The 23,296-nt window shown below is 57.6% G+C and carries 29 protein-coding genes; 7 read left to right on the top strand and 22 right to left on the bottom strand.

The window, feature by feature from the left end; all coding sequences use genetic code 11:
- Window positions 1-10 precede the first annotated feature (10 nt).
- The 7 genes from WC529_07730 to trxA are packed head-to-tail and all read right to left on the bottom strand — an operon-like array spanning window position 11 to window position 7,226.
- Window positions 11-2,152 (bottom strand): alpha-amylase/4-alpha-glucanotransferase domain-containing protein, encoded by a 2,142-nt coding sequence (locus tag WC529_07730; GenBank protein ID MFA5114166.1) that lies wholly within the window; start codon window positions 2,150-2,152, stop codon window positions 11-13.
- Window positions 2,149-4,326 carry a glycoside hydrolase family 57 protein gene (locus WC529_07735; GenBank protein ID MFA5114167.1) on the bottom strand — a complete coding sequence of 726 codons (2,178 nt, stop codon included), beginning with the start codon at window positions 4,324-4,326 and terminating at the stop codon, window positions 2,149-2,151. The genes WC529_07730 and WC529_07735 overlap by 4 nt, the downstream gene beginning before the upstream one ends.
- Window positions 4,327-4,461: a hypothetical protein gene (locus WC529_07740; GenBank protein MFA5114168.1), complete on the bottom strand. Its 135-nt coding sequence runs from the start codon at window positions 4,459-4,461 to the stop codon at window positions 4,327-4,329. It abuts the gene before it with no gap.
- A gap of 7 nt (window positions 4,462-4,468) precedes the next feature.
- On the bottom strand, window positions 4,469-5,875 hold the full coding sequence (locus tag WC529_07745; GenBank protein MFA5114169.1) for an FAD-dependent thymidylate synthase: 1,407 nt from the start codon (window positions 5,873-5,875) through the stop codon (window positions 4,469-4,471).
- An 8-nt stretch (window positions 5,876-5,883) separates the two neighbouring features.
- Window positions 5,884-6,540 (bottom strand): cytochrome c biogenesis protein CcdA, encoded by a 657-nt coding sequence (locus WC529_07750; protein ID MFA5114170.1) that lies wholly within the window; start codon window positions 6,538-6,540, stop codon window positions 5,884-5,886.
- The gene (locus WC529_07755) at window positions 6,527-6,919 is read right to left on the bottom strand and encodes a thioredoxin family protein (GenBank protein MFA5114171.1); all 393 of its coding nucleotides are present in this window, start codon (window positions 6,917-6,919) and stop codon (window positions 6,527-6,529) included. The genes WC529_07750 and WC529_07755 overlap by 14 nt, the downstream gene beginning before the upstream one ends.
- A complete protein-coding gene (trxA, locus tag WC529_07760; protein ID MFA5114172.1) occupies window positions 6,909-7,226 on the bottom strand; it encodes a thioredoxin in 318 nt (105 codons plus the stop codon). The genes WC529_07755 and trxA overlap by 11 nt, the downstream gene beginning before the upstream one ends.
- Before the next feature lie 41 nt (window positions 7,227-7,267).
- Here trxA and WC529_07765 point away from each other — a divergent pair, with 41 nt between their 5' ends.
- Window positions 7,268-7,819 carry a pseudouridine synthase gene (locus tag WC529_07765; GenBank protein ID MFA5114173.1) on the top strand — a complete coding sequence of 184 codons (552 nt, stop codon included), beginning with the start codon at window positions 7,268-7,270 and terminating at the stop codon, window positions 7,817-7,819.
- On the opposite strand, the gene WC529_07770 is transcribed toward WC529_07765, so the two are convergent.
- The 5 genes from WC529_07770 to WC529_07790 all read right to left on the bottom strand — a co-directional run bounded on the left by WC529_07770 (window position 7,809) and on the right by WC529_07790 (window position 11,400).
- On the bottom strand, window positions 7,809-8,306 hold the full coding sequence (locus tag WC529_07770; GenBank protein ID MFA5114174.1) for a hypothetical protein: 498 nt from the start codon (window positions 8,304-8,306) through the stop codon (window positions 7,809-7,811). The two genes, WC529_07765 and WC529_07770, sit on opposite strands and share 11 nt — an antisense overlap.
- 82 nt (window positions 8,307-8,388) lie before the next feature.
- Window positions 8,389-8,673 carry a ferredoxin-thioredoxin reductase catalytic domain-containing protein gene (locus WC529_07775; GenBank protein ID MFA5114175.1) on the bottom strand — a complete coding sequence of 95 codons (285 nt, stop codon included), beginning with the start codon at window positions 8,671-8,673 and terminating at the stop codon, window positions 8,389-8,391.
- Complete coding sequence (locus WC529_07780; protein MFA5114176.1) at window positions 8,673-8,957, bottom strand: glutaredoxin family protein; 285 nt, start codon at window positions 8,955-8,957, stop codon at window positions 8,673-8,675. Before WC529_07780 ends, WC529_07775 begins: the two co-directional genes overlap by 1 nt.
- A 37-nt stretch (window positions 8,958-8,994) precedes the next feature.
- Window positions 8,995-9,492 carry an NAD(P)H-dependent oxidoreductase gene (locus WC529_07785; protein ID MFA5114177.1) on the bottom strand — a complete coding sequence of 166 codons (498 nt, stop codon included), beginning with the start codon at window positions 9,490-9,492 and terminating at the stop codon, window positions 8,995-8,997.
- Window positions 9,493-11,400: a S9 family peptidase gene (locus WC529_07790; GenBank protein MFA5114178.1), complete on the bottom strand. Its 1,908-nt coding sequence runs from the start codon at window positions 11,398-11,400 to the stop codon at window positions 9,493-9,495.
- Window positions 11,401-11,487: 87 nt separating this feature from the next.
- Here WC529_07790 and WC529_07795 point away from each other — a divergent pair, with 87 nt between their 5' ends.
- Window positions 11,488-12,507, top strand: coding sequence for an AI-2E family transporter (locus WC529_07795; GenBank protein ID MFA5114179.1), 1,020 nt, complete (start codon window positions 11,488-11,490; stop codon window positions 12,505-12,507).
- Here WC529_07795 and WC529_07800 read toward each other — a convergent pair.
- The 6 genes from WC529_07800 to WC529_07825 form a co-directional block, all read right to left on the bottom strand.
- Window positions 12,504-12,746, bottom strand: a complete 243-nt coding sequence (locus WC529_07800) for a thioredoxin family protein (protein MFA5114180.1) — start codon at window positions 12,744-12,746, stop codon at window positions 12,504-12,506. The genes WC529_07795 and WC529_07800 overlap by 4 nt on opposite strands.
- Window positions 12,747-12,756: 10 nt before the next feature.
- The gene (locus tag WC529_07805) at window positions 12,757-13,707 is read right to left on the bottom strand and encodes a permease (GenBank protein MFA5114181.1); all 951 of its coding nucleotides are present in this window, start codon (window positions 13,705-13,707) and stop codon (window positions 12,757-12,759) included.
- 23 nt (window positions 13,708-13,730) lie between these two features.
- Window positions 13,731-14,030, bottom strand: a complete 300-nt coding sequence (locus tag WC529_07810; GenBank protein MFA5114182.1) for a heterodisulfide reductase subunit A-like protein — start codon at window positions 14,028-14,030, stop codon at window positions 13,731-13,733.
- 75 nt (window positions 14,031-14,105) lie between these two features.
- A complete protein-coding gene (locus tag WC529_07815) occupies window positions 14,106-14,312 on the bottom strand; it encodes a ferredoxin family protein (GenBank protein MFA5114183.1) in 207 nt (68 codons plus the stop codon).
- A gap of 21 nt (window positions 14,313-14,333) precedes the next feature.
- Window positions 14,334-15,311, bottom strand: coding sequence for an ACR3 family arsenite efflux transporter (gene arsB, locus WC529_07820; GenBank protein MFA5114184.1), 978 nt, complete (start codon window positions 15,309-15,311; stop codon window positions 14,334-14,336).
- Between the two features lie 49 nt (window positions 15,312-15,360).
- On the bottom strand, window positions 15,361-15,720 hold the full coding sequence (locus WC529_07825; GenBank protein ID MFA5114185.1) for a metalloregulator ArsR/SmtB family transcription factor: 360 nt from the start codon (window positions 15,718-15,720) through the stop codon (window positions 15,361-15,363).
- A 44-nt stretch (window positions 15,721-15,764) separates the two neighbouring features.
- On the opposite strand from WC529_07825, the gene WC529_07830 reads away from it, so the two are divergent.
- Window positions 15,765-16,166 carry a hypothetical protein gene (locus tag WC529_07830; GenBank protein MFA5114186.1) on the top strand — a complete coding sequence of 134 codons (402 nt, stop codon included), beginning with the start codon at window positions 15,765-15,767 and terminating at the stop codon, window positions 16,164-16,166.
- On the opposite strand, the gene WC529_07835 is transcribed toward WC529_07830, so the two are convergent.
- Window positions 16,163-16,849: a DNRLRE domain-containing protein gene (locus tag WC529_07835; protein ID MFA5114187.1), complete on the bottom strand. Its 687-nt coding sequence runs from the start codon at window positions 16,847-16,849 to the stop codon at window positions 16,163-16,165. The genes WC529_07830 and WC529_07835 overlap by 4 nt on opposite strands.
- Before the next feature lie 48 nt (window positions 16,850-16,897).
- Here WC529_07835 and WC529_07840 point away from each other — a divergent pair, with 48 nt between their 5' ends.
- The 4 genes from WC529_07840 (at window position 16,898) to WC529_07855 (ending at window position 19,919) form a co-directional block, all read left to right on the top strand.
- Window positions 16,898-17,446: a hypothetical protein gene (locus tag WC529_07840; GenBank protein MFA5114188.1), complete on the top strand. Its 549-nt coding sequence runs from the start codon at window positions 16,898-16,900 to the stop codon at window positions 17,444-17,446.
- A gap of 29 nt (window positions 17,447-17,475) precedes the next feature.
- A complete protein-coding gene (locus tag WC529_07845) occupies window positions 17,476-18,225 on the top strand; it encodes a hypothetical protein (protein ID MFA5114189.1) in 750 nt (249 codons plus the stop codon).
- A gap of 103 nt (window positions 18,226-18,328) precedes the next feature.
- On the top strand, window positions 18,329-19,297 hold the full coding sequence (locus tag WC529_07850; protein ID MFA5114190.1) for a hypothetical protein: 969 nt from the start codon (window positions 18,329-18,331) through the stop codon (window positions 19,295-19,297).
- On the top strand, window positions 19,287-19,919 hold the full coding sequence (locus WC529_07855) for a hypothetical protein (GenBank protein MFA5114191.1): 633 nt from the start codon (window positions 19,287-19,289) through the stop codon (window positions 19,917-19,919). The genes WC529_07850 and WC529_07855 overlap by 11 nt, the downstream gene beginning before the upstream one ends.
- Here the strand turns inward: WC529_07855 and WC529_07860 are convergent.
- The 3 genes from WC529_07860 to mutS are packed head-to-tail and all read right to left on the bottom strand — an operon-like array spanning window position 19,916 to window position 23,257.
- Entirely contained in the window at window positions 19,916-20,368 is a 453-nt protein-coding gene (locus tag WC529_07860) for a hypothetical protein (GenBank protein ID MFA5114192.1), read from the bottom strand. The genes WC529_07855 and WC529_07860 overlap by 4 nt on opposite strands.
- 14 nt (window positions 20,369-20,382) lie before the next feature.
- Window positions 20,383-20,805: a hypothetical protein gene (locus WC529_07865; protein ID MFA5114193.1), complete on the bottom strand. Its 423-nt coding sequence runs from the start codon at window positions 20,803-20,805 to the stop codon at window positions 20,383-20,385.
- Window positions 20,774-23,257 carry a DNA mismatch repair protein MutS gene (gene mutS, locus WC529_07870; GenBank protein MFA5114194.1) on the bottom strand — a complete coding sequence of 828 codons (2,484 nt, stop codon included), beginning with the start codon at window positions 23,255-23,257 and terminating at the stop codon, window positions 20,774-20,776. The genes WC529_07865 and mutS overlap by 32 nt, the downstream gene beginning before the upstream one ends.
- Window positions 23,258-23,296 lie beyond the last annotated feature (39 nt).

The raw sequence follows: 23,296 nt of genomic DNA on the forward strand, positions 1-23,296 counted from the left end.
AATATTCCTCCTAATCTTCAATGCGTAAGACTATCTTGACCTGCCATTTGGCGTTCGGTTCCAGCGAAAACCGCCAGTTCGGGAAGACAACGGAGCTCTGATATGTCCTTTCAAAACCGGACTCGGACTGAGACACGGTTTCTATGGGAAAACGCCAAAAAGTAGCCGGCCTATCCATTTCCAATAATACACTAAAGCCTTTCCACTTGTCAACGATTTTTACACACTTAACCGACTCGACCGCCCCCTTGCTGGCCATCGTTCTGTCGTCGATATCCGCCGAATCGAGCTCGTAATAACGGTCGTCCGAACGGCCCGCCAGCAGGGAGAAATTGAATTCCGGGCCGAACCAGGCGTCCAGCTTTTCCCGGCCCAGGTTCGTCACTTCATAATTGATCGTGACGATGGACTGCCGGGCATAGAGCATGATCTCCTTTTCGACCTTGACCGGCGTCTGGCCCACCCGGCCGGTCCGGCGCAAGACCAGGGAGGTCTCGCTGCCGCGCCGCTTGGGCATGTATTCGTAAGGGGCGATCGTAAAATCGCCGACCTCCTGGTATTTCGCCCGGCTGAACGACTCCAGGTCGGTCCCGGCCGCCAGGAAATGATCGAGCAGCGAAATGCGCCGGTGCCAGTCGTAATCGAGCGCCTTTTCCAGCCCCTCTTCCTTGGACTTGACGATGTCGTGGATCGAAGCGACCCCGTGGCCGCCGCCCCCCGCGGCGTGCTTGAGCTTTTCGTGATAGACCTCTTCGCGCCGGGCCAGCGTGTTGATCAGGTTGAACGCTTTCGGTTTGTAGTCGAGCTCAAAAAGCGCCCCGCCGTAACCGGGCGCAAAATAAAGATTGACCAGGCTGTTCGATAAAATGACCTCGTCCTGCCCGTCCTTGTCAAAATCGGTCACGGCGATCTCGGCGTAATCGTCTTTAGCCCGGGCGTACTGGTCCATCAGGACTTCCGCCTTGATCAGGTGTTCGTAGACCGCGTGGCGCAGGTAATTGAGGTAAAGGCCGCCAAAGACCCCGTGCCAGTAGGCGCAGTTGCACTGCCCCTGATAGAGCTCTTCCTTCGCCTGCTGCAGGCGGGCATCCCGCTCCTGCTCGCCGAACAGCGATTTCCCTTTTTTCAGGGTTTGCAGCTTCTGGCTGACCTGGAGCATCTTCTTGTGCATATTGTTCGCTTCCGGATATTTCACGAAGAAGTTGCGGAAAAAGCCCCCCTTGAAGAACTGGCTGTACTCCTCGAACTTCCCCTGGTGCTTCAGCTCGCCGATGATCCGCTCCAGCTTTTTGCCCGATTCGGTCGGCAGCGACCATTCCATCATTTCGAAATATGAAGCGGTCGGCAGATAGACCCGGCCGCGCGGCGGCACGCTTTCCAGATATTCGGCAAAGGTCATTGATTCGATCCACTCGGAGTTGTCTTCCAGCATGGTCAGCAGCCGTTCGAGATAACCTTCTTCGAACACCCACTTGTGGGTCCCCGGCCAGACCCCGAACTTTTCGCCGTCATCGGCCAGGATCGCCGCGTTGTCCCCCGCTTCCGTCGCGATGCTGTGCAGGTATTTGATCGTCTCCTCCGGCAGCTTGAACGGGATCAGGTAGCGGAGCTGCTTGCTGATCGGGAAGATCTTGAGCTGCGCCCCTTCTTCCTCGGTCACGTAATAGCCGAGCAGCTTGTCCGGCGAGATGCCGGCCGAGATAAAATGCTGGTCGTCGACGGTGACGTATTCGATCCCGGTCTGGGCCAGGACCTTGGGGAGGTGCGGCTCCCAGATCCGTTCCGTCAGCCAGAGGCCGCGCGGCGCCAGGCCGAACTTTTCCTTGATAAAACCGTTCGCCATGTTGATCTGCCCCAGCTTGTCGTCGTCGGGGATGATCGGGATGATCGGCTCGTAATAGCCGGCGGTCATGATCTCCGCCTGGCCGCGCTTGACCAGCTTTTTTAAATAGTCGATGAATTCGGGATGCTTGGCGAGGAACCAGTCGTACAGGATGCCGCTGTAGTGGACGGCGAACTTGATCCGCGGGTGCGCGTCCATGACCTGGATGAACGGCAGATACGACTTCTCATAAGCTTCGTCCAGCACGTGCTCAAAGTTCCCGACCGGCTGGTGGCAATGGATCCCGAACAAAAATTTAACTTTTTTCATACGTACCACTGCTCCTCCCGGTATGTTTCGGTCGGCACCGCGACCGTGATCCCGCCGCCCCGCGGCCAGCGTTCGATCTCCTGCCCTTCTTTATAGACCACGACCACGAACTCGATCTTCTGGCCCGGCTTCGCCTCCAGGTCGGCGAACGGGATACCCAGTTCAATGATCCGGCCGACGCCGAAGCTGGTCAGCTCCTTGGCCAGCTCGTACTCGTGGCCGTCCACCGGCCGGAGCAGCCGCCAGTCGTAGCGGCGGTTCTCCGCGTCGTAAACCAGCTCGGCCTTGCGCTCCACCGGCGCCGTGGCCAGAACGGCAAAAGAGAATTTCCGCATTTCGTCGATCGGCAGGACAAAGTTGACGTCCAGCCGGACGAACAGCGTGTTCATGCTGAAGCCCCAGTAGATCCCTTTGAGCAGGGTCTCGATCTGGTGCATCGCCCCCTTGGCCTTGTTGATGTCAAAATGCCCGGCCGGCAGCCACTCGTAATAATTGGTGATCTCGCCGTCGAGCACCGGCTGGACGAGGTAAACCGGCTCCTTGATCGGCCGGATCGCGCTGATCTGCTTGATCGGCGCATCCAGATATTTCGGCGGCTTGCGGCCGATCAGGGTGTAGACGTTCTTCAGATGCTTGCGGAACAGGGCGTCAAAGACGGCGTCGTTCTCCGACGAATGGTCGTCGCCGTACCACCAGCACCAATCGGAGCCTTCCGCGATATAAAGTTCCTGCCAGGCCGTCTGGTTATCGCTGCCGTCGAGCGCCAGCCGCGCCATGTTCAGGTATTCCCAGGCCTGGTTATCCTCGTCGTGGCCAATCCAGATCTTGAAGTTGTTGTTGATCCACGAGCCGGCGAACAGCTTATGGAGCTTCCGCTCCGGCGGGTTCTCCCGCAAATGGTCGGAAACGCGGACGGTCTTAACTTGCGGGTCGCCGGCCAAGCGCCCGTAAAAAGCTTCCAGGAACTCCTTGCCGCCGCCCGGATAGAATTCCCAGGCGTTCTCGCCGTCCAAGATAACCGACGTCAGGTAGCGCCGGCCGTCTTCCGGCAGGCTGATGCGGATATTGTTCAGGTGCGAAGTAAAATCGGTCAGCGAGTCCTGGATCTTCCAGCGGTAATAGACGAAGCCGATCTGGTCGGAGATAAAATGGTTGCGGAAGATCATGGCGACCGAGGCGCCGTCGTGCTCGATCAGGTACGGCTGGTACATTTCCGCCGCGGCCAGCGTCCGCTGCCGCATTTCGACCTTGTTCAGGGTCCGCTCCAGGATCGCTTCGTCCGTCGCCAGCCACTTGATCCCCGCCTTGGCGACCAGCGGGATCATCTGCTCGGAGACCGACCCTTCGGACGGCCACATCCCCTCCGGCCGGCAGCCGAAGCGCTGCTCGTGGAACTCCACGGCCATCCGAATCTGCGCCTCCGCGTCCTCCGGATGCTGGAAAGCCGACTCGGGCAGCTTGATGTACGGCAGCGCCTCGCGGGCGACGTTGGTATCGCAGATCAGCGGCAGGATCGGATGGTAGAACGGCGTGGTCGTCAGCTCGATCTGGCCGCGCTCGCTCAGTTCCCGGTATTTGGGGATGACCTTCCCCATCACTTCCAGTTGTTTGGCGATAACGGTCCGCTTGTCCTCCGCGGAAAAATATTTCCCTTTTTCGATCAGGCCTTTGACGACCGGGTCCTCGTTGCGGGAAATGAAGCCGAACCAGGTCAGGTTGAACCAGACTTGCAGGTCGGTCAGCTCCTGCGGCGAGAACCGGGCGGCCACCTTGGCCAGTTCCTGGTGGGAGATGAACCGCCCCCTTTTCAGCAGCAGGTCGTGGTACCGCTGGTAGGGATGGATCATGATGTCCCAGTTGGCCATGAAGAAGTTTTGCAGGATGAAGATCCGGTCGTCGAGCGACAGGTCGCACGGGTCGCGCAGCGTCAGGTCGAGGAACCGGTCGCTGACCTTGTTGTTCACGTAGTCCTCGACCTGCAGGAGGAGCGACGGGACCAGGTTGAAATTCGCCTTGACCTCGGGAAACCGGTCGAGGATCGCCACCATGTCGTAATAATCTTTGACGGCGTGGAGGCGCACCCAGGGGAGGACGTATTCCCCCGTCACCAGGTCCTTGTAAAAAGGCTGGTGCATGTGCCAAATGAGCGCAAGTGAAACGGGTTGGCTGCTCATTTATCTTTTGTCTTGCATGGAGATCCCCTTGGTGATCACCCACATGGCGAACAGGAGCGCGATGATGGTGATAAAGACGATCGTCCCGCAAATGATCAAAGTGATCAGGATCGCGGTATTCAACTTAGTTGTCACCTCCCTTTTATTCTTGCGGCGGCAGGACCTTGGGCGGCTTACCGTAAACCTGTTGGTAAAGCCCGGCATAACTGTCTTTGCCGCCGTTCAGCAGCATGGTCAACGGCATCACTTCCCCGGCTAACTTGCTCATTTTCGCCGACAGATCGCGGATATCCCACTGGGCGTGGACGTCTTCGCGCAGCCTGGCCAGGTGGTAAAGTTCGCGGGCGTTGAGCGTCATCAAGACCCTTTTGCGGTGGGCACCGGTCAAAAGATATTGCGCCGCCAGCGGATCGTTTTGGCCGACCTCGGCGAACAGGCGATCGGTCTCGGCCATGATCTCCCGGAATCGCCCCTCGGCTTTCGTCCCTTTGAGCTTGGGCGGCAGCGTCACGCCGAGCGCCGGGTCGTACGGCTGCGCGGTGATCGTCGCCGGCCGGTGCCTTTTTAATTGCGCGAAGCAGCTGCTCGACATGATCAGGTCGTAGGTCAGATAAACGTGTTCGTACTCGCGGTGGACCGCGTCGTAGAACGCCAGATACTGGTTGGCTTTCTTGATCAGGGCCAGGCGGGCCGGCCGCTTCATTTGTTTGGCCATCCGCCGGCAATTCTGGAACGAAACGCCGGTCGAAGTGTGCAGCAGGCTGGCAAGCAGTTTCAGATCGGCCTGGTCGGTATGGTCGACCAGCACGACCGGCTGCGCCGCTTTTCTTTTGCGTTCCCACTGGCCTTGGACCGCCGCGCGCAAGGCCGGATAACTCTTCTGGTCGTAATCGTTGGCCGCCGTGAACAGGACGATCGACGGGGCGATCCGCGCGGCCAGTTCGTACATCTTTTGTCCGAGCACGTTGACCTCGGCCAGCGGATGGGAGGCGAAACGCCGGACCAGCAGTTCCAGGTTGCGGGCGTTGAGCGTCATCCCGACCTGGCCGGTGGTCGCCAGGGAGGTCACATAACGGGCGTCTTCCGGCTCGACCCCCTCTTTGACCATGGCCGCGTAAGCGGCGTTCTGCCGTTCGATCAGCTCCGTGAAGCGGGTTGCGTATTGCGTATCGCGTATCTCGTCCGGGACAACGTATTCCCCTTCCAGCTTCTGGTAGCGCTGCGATTTTTCCGTGTAGGAGCAGAGCCGGAACTTCTCCAGCTCCTCCATGGCCAACCGGGAGACGCCGATCAGGTCAAAATTGAAAACGGCGTGTTCCGCGACCGAGTGGTGCCCCATCTTGAAGATGATGCTGGCGTTGGAGCGGCGCGCTTTCTCCACTTCCTGGCGGGCGACTTTCCTTAGTTCGTCGATCGGCCGGGGGTCGCGGGAGATGCGGGCGTAAGCGGCGGAGAGCGTTTCCGGCGTGACATCCTGGCGGTTCTGGCCCGCCGTTAATTCCGAGATAACTTCCGCGTCAAGATTATAGCCCGCGAGTAAGACTTTCACGGGGTTTATTATAACATGAAGAGAAAATAAATTCCTGCCAGGATAAAGACGAAACCCGCCCCTTTTTGCAGGAGCGCGGAAATCTTTTGGAAGCGGGCCGAACCGAGCAGCGCCGCGGCCGCGCCGGCCGAGACCCCGACCGCGAAGATCGTCGCCATGTACGCCAGCGCGTAAACGAATAAAAGGGAAACGCCGTAGGCCAAATTCCTGGTCGCCGCGACGTACGCCAGGACCAGCGCCAGGACCGGCGTCGCGCAGGGGGAAGAAGCAAGCCCAAAAAGCAGCCCGAGAAAGAGCGCGCCGAATAAGCCCTTTTGCTTGATCCGGCTGACCCCGGTGGTCGGTAAATTGAGCTGGACCAGTCCCAGCAGGTTCAGGCCGACCAGGACGGCGGCCGCGGCCAGCAGATAGCGCCAATAGCCGCCGACGTCGCCGAGCAAGCTGCCGGTCAGCGCGGCGAGCGCGCCAAGTATGGTAAAAGTGATCGCCAAGCCGAGCGAAAAGAGGAGCGCATAAAGCGCCGACCGGCGGATATCGCCCGCGGCGTAACCGCCGACGTAACTGATGATCAGGGGAAAGATGATCAGCGTGCAGGGACTGGCCGAAGCGACCAGTCCGGCCAGGAAGACCGCCAGGTAAGCGAACAAAGGGTTAGAAAAGTCCAAGTTCTTTCAGCTTCGCCTTGAGCTGTCCCTTGTCTTGGAACCCGGTCACCGTCGCTTGCGCTTGCCCGTTCCGGTCAAAGAAGATCGCGGTCGGGATCAATCTGACTTTGTACCGGCGAGCCAGGTCGCGGTGTTCTTCGATGTCAACATCCAGCACGTTAACTTTTCCCTTTAGTTCCCCCGCCAGCTCCTTCAGCTCCGGCTTCATCGCCCGGCACGGCGCGCACCAGTCCGCTCCCAGCTTGACGATCGATGGCAAACCGTTCTGCGGCAAGGCGAATTGCCCGGCAGACCGTGGGGCGGCGGCTTTCTCGCCCATGGCCAGCGCCGGTCCGACCAGGCCGAGCACTATCAGGCCGACGATCAGGCTATGACGCATACTTTTTAACTTCGGCCTCGAACGCCGGCTCCGGCCGGAAACCGACCAGCCGGTGCACTTCTTTGCCGTCCTTAAAAATGATGATGCAGGGGATACCGGAAACGCCGTACTCGCCCGCCTTGGCCATATTCTCGGTCGTGCTGACCTTGCAAAACTTGATCTGCGGGTATTTTTGCGCCATTTTCTCGAAGACCGGGGCCATCATCCGGCACGGACCGCACCAATCCGCCCAAAAATCGACGAACACCACCCCTTTGGCCTGCTCAACTTCGGCCGGGAACTCGGCATCGGAGATCGCTTTTAACATTTTCTGCCCCCTTCCCTTTCCTTTGTATTATACTTAATAAAATGCGCTACGTCATCTTCAACAAACCGTACGGCGTCCTCTGCCAGTTCACCGACCAGCTCGGCCGCCGAACCTTAAAAGATTTTATTCCCCTGCCCGGCATTTACGCGGTTGGCCGGCTTGACCATGATAGTGAAGGCTTGCTCTTTCTGACCGACGACGGACCTTTGAACCATCGCTTGGCCGACCCGAAGCATAAACAGCCGAAAACTTACTGGGCGCAGGTTGAAGGGACGCCGACGGAAGAGCAGCGGAAAAAATTGGAAAACGGGGTGACGATCGGCGGACGCCGGACCAGGCCGGCCAAGGTCCGGCTGATCGCCGAACCGTCCGGGCTCTGGCCGCGGAGCAAACCGGTCCGTTTCCGGAAAACGGTGCCGACGGCTTGGCTGGAGATCGTGATCAGCGAGGGAATGAACCGTCAGGTGCGGAAAATGACCGCGGCGGTCGGTTTACCGTGTTTACGGCTGATCAGGACCGCCATCGGTCCGATCGGTTTGGGCGCGCTGCCGCCCGGCGAATACGCCGAGATCGCGGAGCCGGTTATTCGCTAAGCCAGGACGGCGGGCCTTCTTCGCCTTCCGCGTCCGATGATTCAACGACCGGTTTGGCCTTGGCGGTCACCGTCTTGCTTTTCGCTGCCCGCCGCCAGTTGGTCTTGGGGCGAATAGTCTGGGCCCTGACCTCGATGACCTTCGGCTCTTCTTTTTTCGCCAGGAGAGCCTTGACCTCGGCGTCCTGTTTAGCCTTTAGCTGCTGGATCTCTTCGGCCTGCTTGTTCTTCAGGCTGGAGATCTCTTCCTCAAACTGAACCTTTTCCTGTTCCGCCCGCAACTGGTCTTCGGCCCGGGGGATCGCAACCCATTTCCCTTCTTCATAGACCCAGGAATTGCCGGACTCTTTATCGAGCATGATCGTCCGTTTCGCTCCCATCCCTAAGAAGCCGGTCCGTTCGGTGTAGATCTGGTATTTAACCCCTTCAGCAACGACCAACGAAGTAAAAAGAAGCAGCAAACAAGCGGCCAAGACTACCTTTTTCATGAACATCCCTCCTCGTTGAGATCGGAGGTCAATCTGGTTAATCTCTGTTGAATATTGTAGCACAATAAAATGGGCAAAGCAATCAGCTGCGCGGCGGCCGCCGCTCCGGCACCGGTACCAGCGGTTTTGCTCCGTTGGCAACCTCGGCCGACACGTACAGGCCGCAAAAACACGAGCCGTATTCCGCCACGTCCGGAGCGCGGTAAACGCACGGGCAGACGATATCGCGATCATCTGCGATCTTGCCGGACGCCCGCCGGCAGGGACATGACCGGTAGCCGTAACGCTCCTGATTTTTCTGCAGGCCGCCGATCAGGCTGGCGACCAATTCCTTATCGGGGTTAAAATGATAGACGCTCTCCGCCATTAAATCCCAAGCTCCTTTTTCAGCCGGTCGGTATCGGTCGCCAGGAAGCCGGTTTTGCCGTTAATGACAACGGTCGGATAAGTCTCCGCCGGGTTCCATTTCATCACTTCGGCCGCCAGCTGGTCCTGCTCTTTATCCGGCAGGAGGTCGACATCGATGTAACTGTAAGCGACGCCCGCCTCGTCCAGGAACTTCTTGGCCCGGCGGCACCAGCCGCAAGTGCTCAAGGAGTACAGCTTCAGTTCGCCGGCATCTTTCCCCTTGACTTGATTCCACTCGCTCATGCTTTTTTCCCTTGGCCGGTCAACTCGATCAAAGCGGTCAGGCCTTTGAGCAGACCGGCGACCTTTTTATCGTACGACCGGTCCTTGATCTGCCGTCGCCGGCAAACAGCTCCTGCACCAGGGGGAAGTAGACCGTTTCCAGCACGACCAGCATTTTGAGCGACAACAAAGTTAACTTCAAGGCCTGGAGTCCTCTGGCGCCGCCCAAGGGGCCGCCCGATACGCCGCAGAGCGCGACCGGCTTGTTAAAATACTTTTCGTAATGCAGATCGAGGAACATTTTCAGTTCGCCGGGATAAGCGTGGTTATATTCGGGCACGACCAGGATCAACCCGGCCGCCCGGTCAAGCTTCGCCGCCCAGTTAATCGCCTCCGGGATCAGGCCGAGCTTATTAGTGGCCGGGATCCGGTAAGCGCGGACGTCAACCAGTTCGCTCTCGATCCCCGCCTGTTTGACCTGCGCCAGGACGTAATTGGCGGCTTTTTCCGATTGCCGCCCTTCCCGCGCCGTACCGAGAATGACCGGAATATACATTTACTTCACCTCCGCTGAAACGTTTTCGGCCAGGTGTTTCGCGAAGAACCGCTCCATTGCCCCGTAGAACTCCAGGCGGTTCTCTTCGTTGCGGAAACCGTGCCCTTCGTTCTCCTTGACGAGGTACTCCACTTCGATCCCCCTGGCCTTAAGCGCGGCGACCATCTGGTCGGATTCGTCCTTATTGACCCGCGGGTCTTTCGCCCCCTGCGCGATCAACAGCGGGGTTTTGATCCGGTCGGCGTGGAAGACCGGCGACGCGGCCCGCATCAGCGCCTGGTCCCGCTCCGGGTCGCCGACCATCTCGTACATCTTCTTCAACTCCAGCCGCCAGTACGGCGGGATCGTCTTCATAAAGGTGAACAGATTGGAGACGCCGACATAATCGACAGCGCAGCAGTAGAGGTCGGGAGTGAAAGTGATCCCGGCCAGCGTGGCGTAGCCGCCATAGCTGCCGCCGAAGATCGCGACCTTCTGGGGGTCGGCTATCCCCTGGCTGACGAGCCAGTTGACGCCGTCGGTGATATCGTCCTGCATTTTACGTCCCCACTGTTTGAAAGAGGCCTCATAGAACTTGCGGCCGTAGCCGGTGGAGCCGCGATAGTTCATTTTCAGGACGGCATAACCCCGGTTCGCCAGGAATTGCAGTTCCGGATTAAAGCCCCAGAGGTCCCTGACCCACGGCCCGCCGTGCGGGTTAACGACGACCGGCAGGTCCTTTGCCGCTTTCTCCCGCGGCACTACCAGATAACCGTGGATCGTCAACCCGTCGCGGGAGAGATATTTGATCGGTTTGACCTCCGCCAGCTCGTCCTCTTTGAGCCAGGGGGAAACGTCGGCCAGCTTGGTCAGTTTTTTAGCCTTCAGCTCATACAAATAATAAACGCCCCGCGACCGGTCGTTGTAAGTCCCGACAATGAACGTCTCCTCGGCCCGGTCGCTGTCGACCAGGCTGATCTCGCAGCCCGGCAGTTTGGCCTGCAGATCGGTAAAGATCTCCTCTGTCAGGCGGTCGAGGTATTTGCGCTCCTTTTTCCAGGTGTAATAAGAGATGGCGATCAAGGTCTTCCGCTTACGGGAATAATGGAGCCCGCCGGCGTCCACTTCCGGATGCTCAAAGAGGACCTCGACCTCTTTCTTTTCGGCCGGATCGAACCGGACGATCGCCGTCTTATCCCGCCCCAGGTTGGAAGCGACATAAAGCTGGCGGTCATCAAAGGTGAAAAAGAACGGGCTAAAATTGTCCCGGTATCCCCAGGTCAGGACCGGGGCGAACGGCTCGCTTTCGGTTTGGCGGAACAGGAGGCGGGAATCGAGACCGTCGGCGGTGATCGCGCCGCGGATCTTTTCCCGGTGGTCCGTCAGCCAGTCGACGACGTTGCCGGGATTCTCCGCCGCCAGGCGAAGCTCGCCGGTTTGGACGTTGAGCCGGTAAGCGTCGAAGATCTCCTTGTTCCGCCGGTTCAGGCCGATGATGATCCACTCCGGATCGTCGTAGCAATCGTCGACCAGGTTCGCCCGGACGCCGGGGAACGGGGTCAGCTCTTTTTCGCCCTGCCCGTCCTTATCGACCGAAAAGAAATGGTAGTTCTCGTCGCCGCCGAAATCGCGTAGATAGACCAGGTGGGTGTCGCCCTTCCAGAAATAATCGGCGATATCGCGGTCGGTCACGTTCGTGATCCGCTGCGCCGCGCCGCCGGCGCGCGGCTGGACAAAGATGTTCAGCCGGTTCTGGTACGGCGCGGCCCAGGAGAGGTATTGGCCGTCGGGCGAGATCTGGAAGTTCGCCTTGTCCGGGTTGCGGAAAAAATCGCGTAACGGGATCATTTTAACGGCCCCTTCCCCCTGCCGGGCAACGGCCAGCAGCAGGGCCAATATGAGCGTTAAGCGAACAATGTGTCTTGGCATCTTGTTCCACGGGCGAAAAAATTATAGCACAGTTGACTTAACAAACCACTTGGATTATAGTCATGACCACTAAGCCGGGAGGTCGTTATGAACAACAAACAATGGGCCAGGATCGTGACGCTCGCGCTCTTCGTCGTGCTGCTCTATTTTGCCCGGGGGGCCATGCTGCCGATCGTCCTGTCGCTCCTCTTATTCTACGCTCTTTATCCGCTGGTCAAGGCGACGGAGCGGCTGTTCCCCAAGAAATTCCCCCTGGCCCGCGACATTTCCATCGTGATCGCCTTTGCGGTCTTCGTGGTCGTCGTGGTGCTCGCCCTGGAATTCATCATTCCGCCGGTCGCCGACGAATTCACCCAGTTATCGCTCAACCTGCCGCAACTGATCCTCCAGCTCCAGGGGGTGGCCCGCTCCAGCCAGCAATGGTATGCCGGGATCCGCCTGCCGGTCCAGGTCGACGCGGCGATCTCCACCGGCCTGAACAGCGCCTTCAATTACATCAGCAATTTCCTGCAGCAGCTGGTCCTGGGGGTCGTCGGGATGCTCGGCCAGTTCATCGGCTTCATCGTGATCCCGGTGATCGTTTATTATCTGCTCAAGGAAGACGACAAGCTGCTGGCCGGGGTAATGAAGCTGGTCCCCGCCCAGCACCAGGAAACGCTCGGCGCGATCCTGGAAAAGACCAATTACATATTAAAGAGCTACGTGGAGGGGCAGATCATTATTTGTACGCTGATCGGCGTGGTGACCGGCGTCGGCCTTTACCTGATGGGGATCAAGTTCTTCCTGGTCCTGGGGCTGATCGCGGGCGTTACGGAACTGATCCCGATCATCGGCCCGATCATCGGCGCGATCCCGGCGCTGATCATCGCCCTGCTCGTCTCCCCGGCGCTGGCGGTGCAGGTGGTGGTCTTTTACGTCATTTTGCAAACGATCGGCGCCTATGTCCTGGTGCCGAAGCTGATGGGGAATAAACTCGACCTGCATCCGTTGACGATCTTGCTGGCGGTCTTGATCCTGGGGAACCTGATCGGCGTCTGGGGGATCTTCTTCGCCGCCCCGATCACGGCTATCCTCAAGGTCATTTATCTTGAGTTGCGGAAGTCTTAACTGTTAGCGGCTGAGATCCATTCCTTGAGCTGCTCCACTCGCGGGAGCGGTTTTCCTTTGTGGACGACTTTTTCGTTGATCACGACCCCCGGGGTCATCATGATGTACTTGCCGATCTCGGCGTAATCGGTCACTTTCGTCACGGTCGCCTCAACTTTCAACTCCTCTAACGCTTTCCTGACCCTCTTCTCCAGCTCCTGGCAGTTGGGGCACCCGGGACCCAAAACTTTTATTTCCATGCTTCCCCTCCTAAAAGACCAGGTTAAAGAAGTAGCCGGTCAGGATAATGCCGAGCGCGACGGTGCCGAAAAACGTCAGCAGCAGCTGCGGCTTCAAGACCTTCCGCAAAATGATGAACTCCGGCAGGGAAAGCCCGGTCACCGCCATCATAAAAGCGAGCGTCGTCCCCAAAGCCAACCCCTTGCTGAACAGCGCCTGGACGACCGGGATCGTGCCGGCGGCGTTGGAATAAAGCGGCACGCCGATCACGACCGCGATAATTACCGCGAACGGATTGCCGTTCCCCGCGTATTTGGTAATGAACTCGACCGGTACATACCCGTGGATCAGCGCCCCCAGACCGACGCCGATCAATACGTATAACCAGACCTGCTTAAATATCTCCTGCGTATAGCCGACCGCGTAGAGCAACCGGTCGTGCCAGCTGAACTTGGTTTCCCCGTCCGCGTTCGCTTGTTTGACCTGAAAGACGAATTGCTCGACATATTGCTCCATTTTCAGCCGGCCGATGATCAAGCCCGCCGCGATCGCGATCAGCATGCCGCTCAAAATGTAAGTAACGGCAACGCGCCAGCCGAACAATCCCCAGAGGAGGATCAACGCGACCTCGTTGATCATCGGCGAGGCGACCAGGAACGACATGGTGACGCCAAGCGGCACCCCCGACTCCAGCATCCCAATGAAAAGCGGGATAGCGGAACAAGTACAAAATGGGGTAAAGATGCCGAGTCCGGAAGCCAGAATATTACCGACAAATTCCCTCTCGTGGCTCAAGATCTTGCGGATCCGTTCCGGCGGCAGGAATGTCCGAATAATGGCCACGACAAATACGATCGTCAGCAGGAGAAAATAGATCTTGGGGACATCGTAAAGAAAAAAGGCGAGACTTTCCGCCAGGTGCGTCCCTCTGGTTAATCTTAAAAGGTCATAAGTGACCAGCTCGGCAAACCATTTGAACATTTATCTCTCCTTCTTGAGCTTTATTAGGGATTATTCTTGATGAGATCTTTGATGGCTGACACGGCTTGTTCCGTGGTCAGGTTTCTCACATCAAAACCAACATGCTTTGCTGCATCAAAACCAACCGCTTCAAAAGTTTCCCGGAACAGCTTCTTCTGCATTAAAGGGTCACAGCCGGCCACATAAAGCTTGTCGATGTCTTTATTATCAAGCAATACTCTCAGATATTGATCACCATCATCGGCGCATAGCTGGGGGTGCAGGGCCACAAAATCCACCAGCTTCTCGCGGCGAATAGCGTTTAATACCCCGAGCGTATCCATTTTATTAAATGATGGGCAAGTCCCCTGACAGACGCAAAGGATCAAACCCTTCTTATCCGCCATGTATTTCCCCCTTTACTTTTTATCCCCGAAAAATGTTATCGCTTTCTGATCACATATTTTACCGCAACCCTTACAGAACTCAACACAATATTCGGGATGCGCTACCAGAGGTTTGTTGTCTGGGCCCTTTTCCAACACCTGGTGAGGGCAAAATTCATAACACTGCAGGCAACCGATACACTTATTATAATCTATTATCGGGTACCAATTAGTTGCCATAATAATACTACTATTTTTCGATTAAGCCCCGAAAGCCCTGTTTTTAAGCCACAAAGAAACATTGACCAGTCCGATCATCACCGGGACTTCGACCAGCGGCCCGATCACCGCCGCGAAAGCCATCCCCGAATTTATCCCAAAGACCGCGACGGCAACAGCGATGGCTAGCTCAAAGTTATTGCTGGCCGCCGTAAAAGAGAGCGTCACCGTTTTGGCGTAACCGGTCTTGAACACCCTCCCCATCAGGAAGCTCAGGCAGAACATCACCACAAAATAGATCAGTAAGGGGAACGCGATGACCAGAACATCAAAGGGGATCTGAACGATAATATTCCCCTTTAAACTGAACATTACGATGATCGTGAACAATAAAGCGATCAGAGTAAGCGGTCCGATCCGGGGTAAGAAATGAGTGTGATACCATTTCTCCCCCTTAACTCTGACCAGAACGAACCGGGTCAGAAAACCGGCGATAAATGGTATCCCCAGATAAATAAAGACGCTTTGGGCAACCTGGCCAATGCTGATCTTGACCGCCATGCCGGTTAGCCCGAAAAGCGGCGGCAGGATCGTAATGAACAACCAGGCGTAAACACTGTAGAAGAGGACCTGAAAAATGCTGTTGAACGCCACCAGCCCAGCGGCATACTCCGTGTCCCCTTCTGCCAGGCCGTTCCAAACAATGACCATGGCAATGCAGCGGGCAATGCCGATCAGGATCAGGCCGATCATATAATCCGGATAACCGCGCAGGAAGGTAATTGCCAGCAGGAACATCAAGATCGGACCGATAACCCAATTCTGGGCCAAGGATAATCCCAGCACCTTAAAATCGCGGAAGACGTCGCCCAATTCCTCGTATTTTACTTTGGCGAGCGGCGGATACATCATTAAGATCAGGCCGATCGCAATGGGGATATTAGTCGTGCCGATCGAGAATTGGTTGATAATTTTTTCTATTCCTGGGAGTAAATACCCGATAGCAACGCCGCCCGCCATCGCCAGGAATATCCAGAGCGTCAGGAAACGGTCTAAAAAAGGCAAATGCTTATGCAAGAGATCTTCCTCCTAATACTTTATTGATGCCGAATAATAGCTCTTTGTAGGTCTTCTTATCCAGACTGTAAAACGTGAAGTTCCGCCGCTTTTTTGCTTTGAGGAGCCCGAGTTGGCTCAATGTTTTGAGATGATGGCAGATCAAATTATGTTTGATCTGCAGTGCCGCTTCCAGCTGGCAGACGCAACGCTCTCCCTGCTTGAGCAAACAGAGGAGCTTGAGCCGGTTCGGTTCCGAAATGGTCTGAAGCGACTTTGCCATGTTCTGCAGATCAAGCTGACAACATTTATTACCGCCTGCCATCCCCCGATTATAACCGGCCAGCCACTCTATGTCAATATGCGTTGACATACATTCGGGTGAAATTTTCCGTTCCGGTTAACGAAAACAGATTAATGCCGATCCGCAGAACAAGCGATGTTAATATCTGGTCCGGTCTGCTGGCCCGGGGGCAGCGCCGCCCATTTCATACCTTGGTCAATATGGGCCAGGGGATGGTCGCTTTTGGCCGGACTGAAGACCTGCAAAACGTTAGAGCTCATGAAGAGATACTGCAAAGACGCAAACTGGACCAGTTCGCCGCCCAGGTCATTTTAGAGCCGGCATGTTTTGAGCTCTATCGCCCGGTGATCGAATCGGTCGATTGGGTAGCCCTGCGGATCCGCGAAGAAGACCTCAACGCGACGGGCCTGAAGCTGGTCAGTGAAGAACTCGCCCCGGAAGAGATCGCCGAGATCACCTTGGACTCGATCAACTACCAGCCGAGCACCAAACCGCCGTACAACCCGCTCGCTTAGTAACTGACTTCGATCAGCGGGCCGCGCTCCGCGCCGCCGGCCGACTCCTTGCAGACGAACTCGAAATCAACGCCGGATTCGCCTTGCGGCAGCAGCATGATCCCATCGTTCTCCGCCCCGCCCTGCCAGGCCTGCACCGCCCCGGTCACGTCAAAGTCGTACCACTTGCCGGGATCGTTGTAATTGCGCCCGCCCTGCAGGATCGTGGTCGAGACGGTGACGCCGGCGGCCGGCCGGGTCTTATAAGTCACGGTCGTTTCGCTCCACGGCTGGGTGATCCTTTTGGCGTCGACCTTGACCGCGGCGTCGGACCCGGCAAAACAGTTATACAGTTTGAGGCTGGCGTTCTTCACCGGCCGGCTTTTATCGAGACCGCTCAGGTCGAACTTCAGCAGGCCGATCTTGACGTCGCTCCCGCCGAAACCGATGAAGATCCGCGGCACGGAATACGGCGCGCCGGGATTGGTGATGTCTTTCCAGCCGAGGCCGTCGCCGTAATTCTTGTCCGGCCGGAAAGCGTAGACCCAGGTATCGGCTATCGTCCGGAACGTCGTCGCCCCGCCGGCCGGTTTGATACTCGTCAGCTGCTTGCCCAACTCGGTCCCCTTGGGAACGTCCCCCATCGCCAGCACCGGCCCGGCTAACGCTAACAGCAAAACGAACGCTCCTACCTTTATCTTCATGACACCCTCCCTTTTGGGGCATGCTACCATATGGTAAAATAACGGTCAATGAAGATCGGCATCGATATCGATAACGTCCTCGCCCACACTTTTCGCGACCTCTCCGGTTACTTCAACCGCCACATGGGGTTGCGGAACGAAACCGACCCGCGGGAAGTGATCAGGATCATGCGCGAAGACAAGTTGAAAATGGTCGGCTACTGGTTCGCCACCTGGCGCAAAAAGCTGCTGACCCGGGCGGAACCGCTCGAAGGAGCGCTGGAGACGCTCCTGGAATGGCACCCGCTGCACCGCCTGGTCCTGATCACCAGCCGGCTCCCCGTTTTCAACCGCCAGACCAAGGAATGGCTGAACAAGCACGGTTTCCCCTACCACGAACTGCACCACGCCCGGGAACTGACCAAATACCGCAAGGCGAAAGGCTGCGACCTGTTCGTCGAGGACAATCTCGATGAGGCCGAGGTCCTGGCCAAACATTGCGGCAAGGTCTTTTTGCTCGACCAGCCGTGGAACCGGCGGCCGTTCAAAGAAAAGAACATCATCCGGGTCAAGGATTGGGCGGAGCTCCGCTTGCATCTAAAGAATGGCGGAGTATAATTAGGCCAAATTCTTCTAGGAGGTCCGAGATGAAAAGAACGATCGCGCTCCTGCTCCTCGCCCTGCTGTTCGCCGTCCCCGCCCTGGCCCTGACCAAAGCCGAACTGAAGAGCACTTACCAAGACATGTCGCTGGAAGACCTGAACGAGCTCTCGGATATCACTTTTAAGATCGTGGACGACGCCGCCAAAAAGACCGGCTACGTCCCCGGCCGTTTCTCCATGGGGGGTGCCGGCGGCCTCTATTATTTTCTCCCCAACGCCTCGATCAACGACAATAAGCCCGCCCAGGCCCAGAGCATCAGCAGCCTGACCGGCGGCGCCGGCGGTTTTATGGTCAACATGACCCCGCAATGGGCGGTCGGCGGCCTGTTCGGCGGCCTGGGGGGCGGCTCCACGAACAAGGTCGGCGCCGATTATTACACTTATACCGCCGGCGCCGCTTTTGAGCTGGTCGCCGCGCAGTACAAGCCGATCATCAACGACAATTTCATCGTCGGCCTCGATCTCGGCCTCGGCCTGGCCCAGGGCGGCTACACGATCGACGTGACCAACGAGAACTTGACCGGTCAGGACATTATCCGGAGCGGGACGGGCCTAGCGTACCTGATCGGCCTGGACGTCAGGAAGCGGTTCACCAGCACCTTTTTCTTCAGCACCAAGCTCGGCTATTTCTCCGCCGCGTTCGACACGCTCAAGCGGGGCGATTTTACCGATCCCGGCAAGAGCTTAAAGATCTCCGCCCCTTATCTCTCCCTCGGCCTGGGCGGCAACTTCTAGCGCCCCGCCCGCGGTTCGAACGAAAAAGCCCTCCGGCAACGGAGGGCTTTTGCTTGGGATAATCGCTGAAATCCCGGCGTTTGCCGGCCGAGATAGTGGCAAGATGATGACCGGCTCAACGTCGAAAATAATCGCCCGTTTTCCGCTGCACAACAACCTGTTCTTCGGCCAGCTCCTGAACAAGGCAGCCGAGCACCCGGTCGTGCGCCAACGGGGTTGGAGCCAGCAGCAATTGCAAGGCTTGGCCCGTTCCGCCGTGACGATCGCCAGGAATTTCGCCAACCTCACCAACGGCGTCATGCTTGACGTCGCCCTAACCTCCGAAGTTTCCGCCAAGAACGAACCGGTGGTCGCGGTGGCCGCCGGCCAGAACGCGGTCGAGCTTAGCCTGGCAGGAGAGCCGGCCAAGATAACCGCTATCTCCCCGCTCGTCCTGAGCCAGCTGCTGGTCGACGTGATCGTCCGGCCGCGGCCGCTTTTTCCGGGGATCAGCGTGCTGATGCCGGGCATTTTCCCGCCGATCAGCCAGGGGTCGCACCAGGTCAACGCTTTTCTGCGGGATATCCGGCGCCTGGTCGTCGACGAAGAGGCCCTGGCGAATATCTTTGCCACTTACGCGATGGTCTTTGGGGCGCAGGTCGCCAAACAGCGGCTCTCTTTCGACCTGCTCGACTCGCTCGAGTTCCCGCGCCGGCTGGTCGGCGATAAATGGCAGCAGACCCTGGCGGCCACGCGGCAAAAGATCGAACAAAGCGATCAGCCGGCGCAGGACCTTTCCGTTTGGGAGACCATGGCCAATTTGGCCTCGATCGACGTGATCGCCCAGCAGCGCGGCTTCGACGAGATCGCCGCGCAATGCCGCGAATTTTTGCACGGCCAGCCGGCGCGCGAGCTCGCTTATCTCGATTTTCTCCAGCTCACCGGGTCCGAGACCGACCATTACGCCCACTTACCCTACGAGACGACCCGGCAGATCGAGCTCTCCGCCGCCGGGCTGTCGATTACTTACGAAGCGTTCCGGACCATTTTCGACCATTTTTACCGCTCGGTGCGGGTCGCCAATGACAATTAGGCTGCTCTCGCTCAACCCCGCCCGCTGGCAGCGGAGCGAAGCTTACGCCCATCAGGTCGCCAGCCGCACGGTCCAGAGCCGCTCTTATTATCGGGATCGAGATTACTATGAAAATTACGCCGGAGGGGTCCGGCTGCTACGGGAAACGGCGGTCAGCCGGGGGCTCGAGGTCAAAACGGCGCTGATCGGCGGGCCGGGCGACAGTTATGAAGAGCTGAAGCTGCTGGCCGATCATTTCCCCCAGCTGCAGCTGGTCCACGCGGCCGACTGGCACTGGCCGAACATCAACGGCCTGAAAGAGCGCTTGACCGAGCACGCAGCCGAGTTGGGAGGACTGGAGATCGCTCTCCATTTTGCCGACCTGCTCCAGCCCTTTGGCGTAGCCGACGGCTCGCTCGACCTGATCTACACCAATAAGCTCTTCGACCTTTACGCGCGGGATTTTTCCTCGACCGGCACGCTGCTGCTCCGGTTGTTCGGCATGCTGCGGGACGGGGGGATGCTCTATTCGTTCGATTATCCGCTGCCGGGGGAAAAATGCTACTTCGACGAGTTCGCGCAAACGCTCGGCTTCACCAAGGCGGCAAGCCGGATCTATATTAAACCGTTCTTAAACGGTTAAAGATTGGCCGGTTCGCCCAGGAGCCGGTAACCGAGCTGGGCAAAGGCGTGACCGTGGCCGCTGAACATGTCCATCCCCAGGTCGAGGTATAACGCCGGGTTCTGGTAGATATTCTCGAACGTCAGCGAAGCGTAGCCGCCGTACTCCGTATTTATCCCGTAATTGCCGATCGCGCCAAAGCAGAGAAAGGCCGGGCTTAAGGCCAGCTGCCCCAGCTCGTATTTGAGACCGGCAAAAAGCGTAAAAGGATTGTCGCCCACAAAGGTCATGTCCTCGCCGGTCGTGGTTTCCATGGCAAAATTCCCTTCCCACTTGCCGACCAGTTTCTGCTCGACCTGGATACCAAAAGCTAAGCCGTCGCGGAACCCGCCGATGATCGAGGTGTGGTTGGCGAAAGCCGAGCCGCACAGCGCGAGCAGGAGCAGCGCGGAAACGATAGTTCTTTTCATGTTACCTTCCCTTCTTAATAGATCTTGTAACCGAGCTGGGCGAGCAGGCGCCCGGAACCGGCCGCGTCAATACCAAGCTCCAAGAAGAGCGGCTTGATATCGAGGAAATTGCCGAAAATAAAAGAGAGCGAAAGACCAAGATCGGTCTTGCTGTTGCCGAAATAACCGACCAGGCCAAGGCCCAGGCCGAGCGGCATCCGGCCGAGCCCGGTCAGCGGCACCTTGCCGCCGATAAAAGCGACGAACGGCTGCTTGCCCGAGTTAAATTCCAAGCCGCCCCGCAGCGTCAGGTTCTTCGCCACGCTGGACTCCAACTGGATCCCCAGTGCCGCGCCGTCCCTGATCCCGCCGACGATCTCGGTGACCGCCGCGTTCGCCGTACCGCAGGCAAATAACAGTAAAAGGCTAGCGACTAAACAAACTTGCTTGGTCTTCATTGGTCATTTTCCCCCTTTTTGCTCTTGTCTTAACCGTCTTTACCTTCGTCTTCCCCAGATCGTTCTCCACCATCTCCAGAGTATTGTAAACTTCTTTGGCCCGTTTGACAACTTCCGGCGGCAAACCGGCCAGCTTGGCGACCTGGATCCCGTAAGAGCGGTCGGCCGGGCCGTCCGCTATTTTGTGCAGGAAAGTGATCTGGTCGCCGGCCTCTTTGACCAGCAGGTTGACGTTCTTCATCCCCGGGTGCTTGTCCGCCAGCTGGGTGATCTCGTGATAGTGCGTGGCAAAGAGCGTTTTCGCCCCCAGTTTATTATGGATGAACTCGGCCACCGCCGCCGCGATCGACATCCCGTCGAAAGTCGCCGTCCCCCGCCCGATCTCGTCGAGGATGACCAGGCTGTTCGCCGTGGCGTTGTTCAGGATGTTCGCCGTTTCGGTCATCTCCACCATAAAGGTCGACTGGCCGGAATAGATATCGTCCATCGCGCCGATCCGGGTGAAGATCCGGTCGATCAGGCCAAGCTCGGCCGATTTAGCCGGCACGAACGAGCCGATCTGCGCCATTAAACAGATCAGGGCGACCTGCCGCATGTAAGTCGACTTCCCCCCCATGTTCGGCCCGGTAATGAGCAGGAAGCTCTGCTTGTCGCTCAGTTCGACGTCGTTGGGAACGAATTGGAACTCGTTAAGCGTTTTCTCAACAACCGGGTGGCGACCCCCCGTTACCCGTATCTCGTTACCCGTTACTCTCGGCCGGCAATACCGGTTCTCCACTGCCACTTCCGCCAAAGAAAGAAGAACGTCCGTCTGCGCGATGGTTGAGGCAACCGCTTGCAGCTGCTTCGTAAAAGCGGCAACCTTGGTCCGCACCTCGCCAAGCAGCTGATATTCGAGCTCTTTCATCCGCTCGTCGGCGTTCAGGATCAGCGATTCCTTCTCCTTCAGCTCCGGGGTGATGAAGCGCTCGGCGTTGACCAGCGTCTGCTTACGGATATAATCGGGCGGGACCTGGTCAAGATTGGATTGCGTCACTTCGATGAAATAGCCGAAGACCCTGGTAAAGCCGACCTTGAGCGACTTGATCCCGGTCCGCTGCCGCTCGGAAGCTTCGAGCTCGGCGATCCACTGCTTGCCGCCGCCGGCCGCCTTCTTCAGTTCATCCAGTTCGGCATTGTAGCCGCTCTTGATCAGCCCGCCCTCTTTAATGACGAACGGCGGATCGTCGACGATCGCCGCCTCAAGTAGATCGATAATTTCCGAGCTAAAGGAACCTGCGAGTAAACCTCGCGGTTCCTTCAGTAGTTTAGATTGGCACTCTTTTAGCAACCCGGTTATTTTTGGCAATAACTTCAAAGAGTCCTTCAACGAGACCAAATCGCGCGCGTTAGCTGACTGTGTCGCGACCTTGCCGGTTAACCGCTCGATATCGAAGACCTTGGTTAATCCGGCTCCGAGTTCAGCCCTTAACAAGCCATTGTTGAACAGTTCGGCAACGGCGTCCAACCGCTGTTCGATCGCCTTAACGTTCAAAAGCGGCTGTTGGAGCCATTGCCGGAGCAGCCGGCTCCCCATTGAGGTTTTCGTCCGGTCCAGGACCCAAAGCAAACTCCCCCGGAACGATTTGTCGCGGGCGGTCTGCGTCAGTTCCAGGTTCCGCCGGGTGACCGCGTCGATGAACATGAACTCAGCGGTGTGGTACGGCTTAAGCGTATTGATGTGGCCGAGCGTCGTCTTTTGGTTCTCCTTGAGATAATCGAGAATAGCGGCCGCAGCACCCAAAGCGACTTCTTTGCCGTCCAAGCCGAACGATTCCAGCGATTTGATCTTAAAATGCTCCAGTAGTTTTTCCGTTGCCGTTTCGTTATCGTAAACGTCTTTAAACGAGGAACCTGCGACCAAGCGTCGCGGTTCCTGGGGAAAAAGATCGGAAACTATTATTTCTGAGGGATTAATGCGCTTAATTTCATCGTTAAGCTTTTCGATCGAGTCAAAGTCGGAAAGCTTGAACTCGCCGGTGGTCGCGTCGACAAAGGCGAGGCCGAACCTCCCCTTATCATGGTTAACGGCCATTAGATAGTTGTTCATCTTGTCCGAAAGCATAGAGGACTCAAGGACGGTCCCGGGGGTGATGATCCGGATGATATCACGCTTAACCAGTCCCTTGGCCAGCTTGGGGTCCTCCACCTGCTCGCAGATGGCAACTTTGTATCCCTTTTCGATCAGCTTGGCGATGTACCCTTCCGCCGCGTGATAAGGAATGCCGCACATCGGCATCCGGTTATCATCCTTGCCGCGGCCGGTCAGCGTCAGGTCGAGCTCGCGGGAAGCCAGTTCGGCATCCTCGTAAAACATCTCGTAGAAGTCGCCGAGGCGGAAAAAGAGGATCTTATCCTTGTGGAGGTTTTTAATTTCCTGGTATTGCCGGGCCATCGGGGTTAGGTCGGCCATGTCTTGAATTATACTGTAATCACCGTAAAAAGTGAAATC

This window comes from Candidatus Margulisiibacteriota bacterium (assembly GCA_041650855.1).
GTDB lineage: Bacteria > Margulisbacteria > WOR-1 > O2-12-FULL-45-9 > XYB2-FULL-48-7 > JALOPZ01.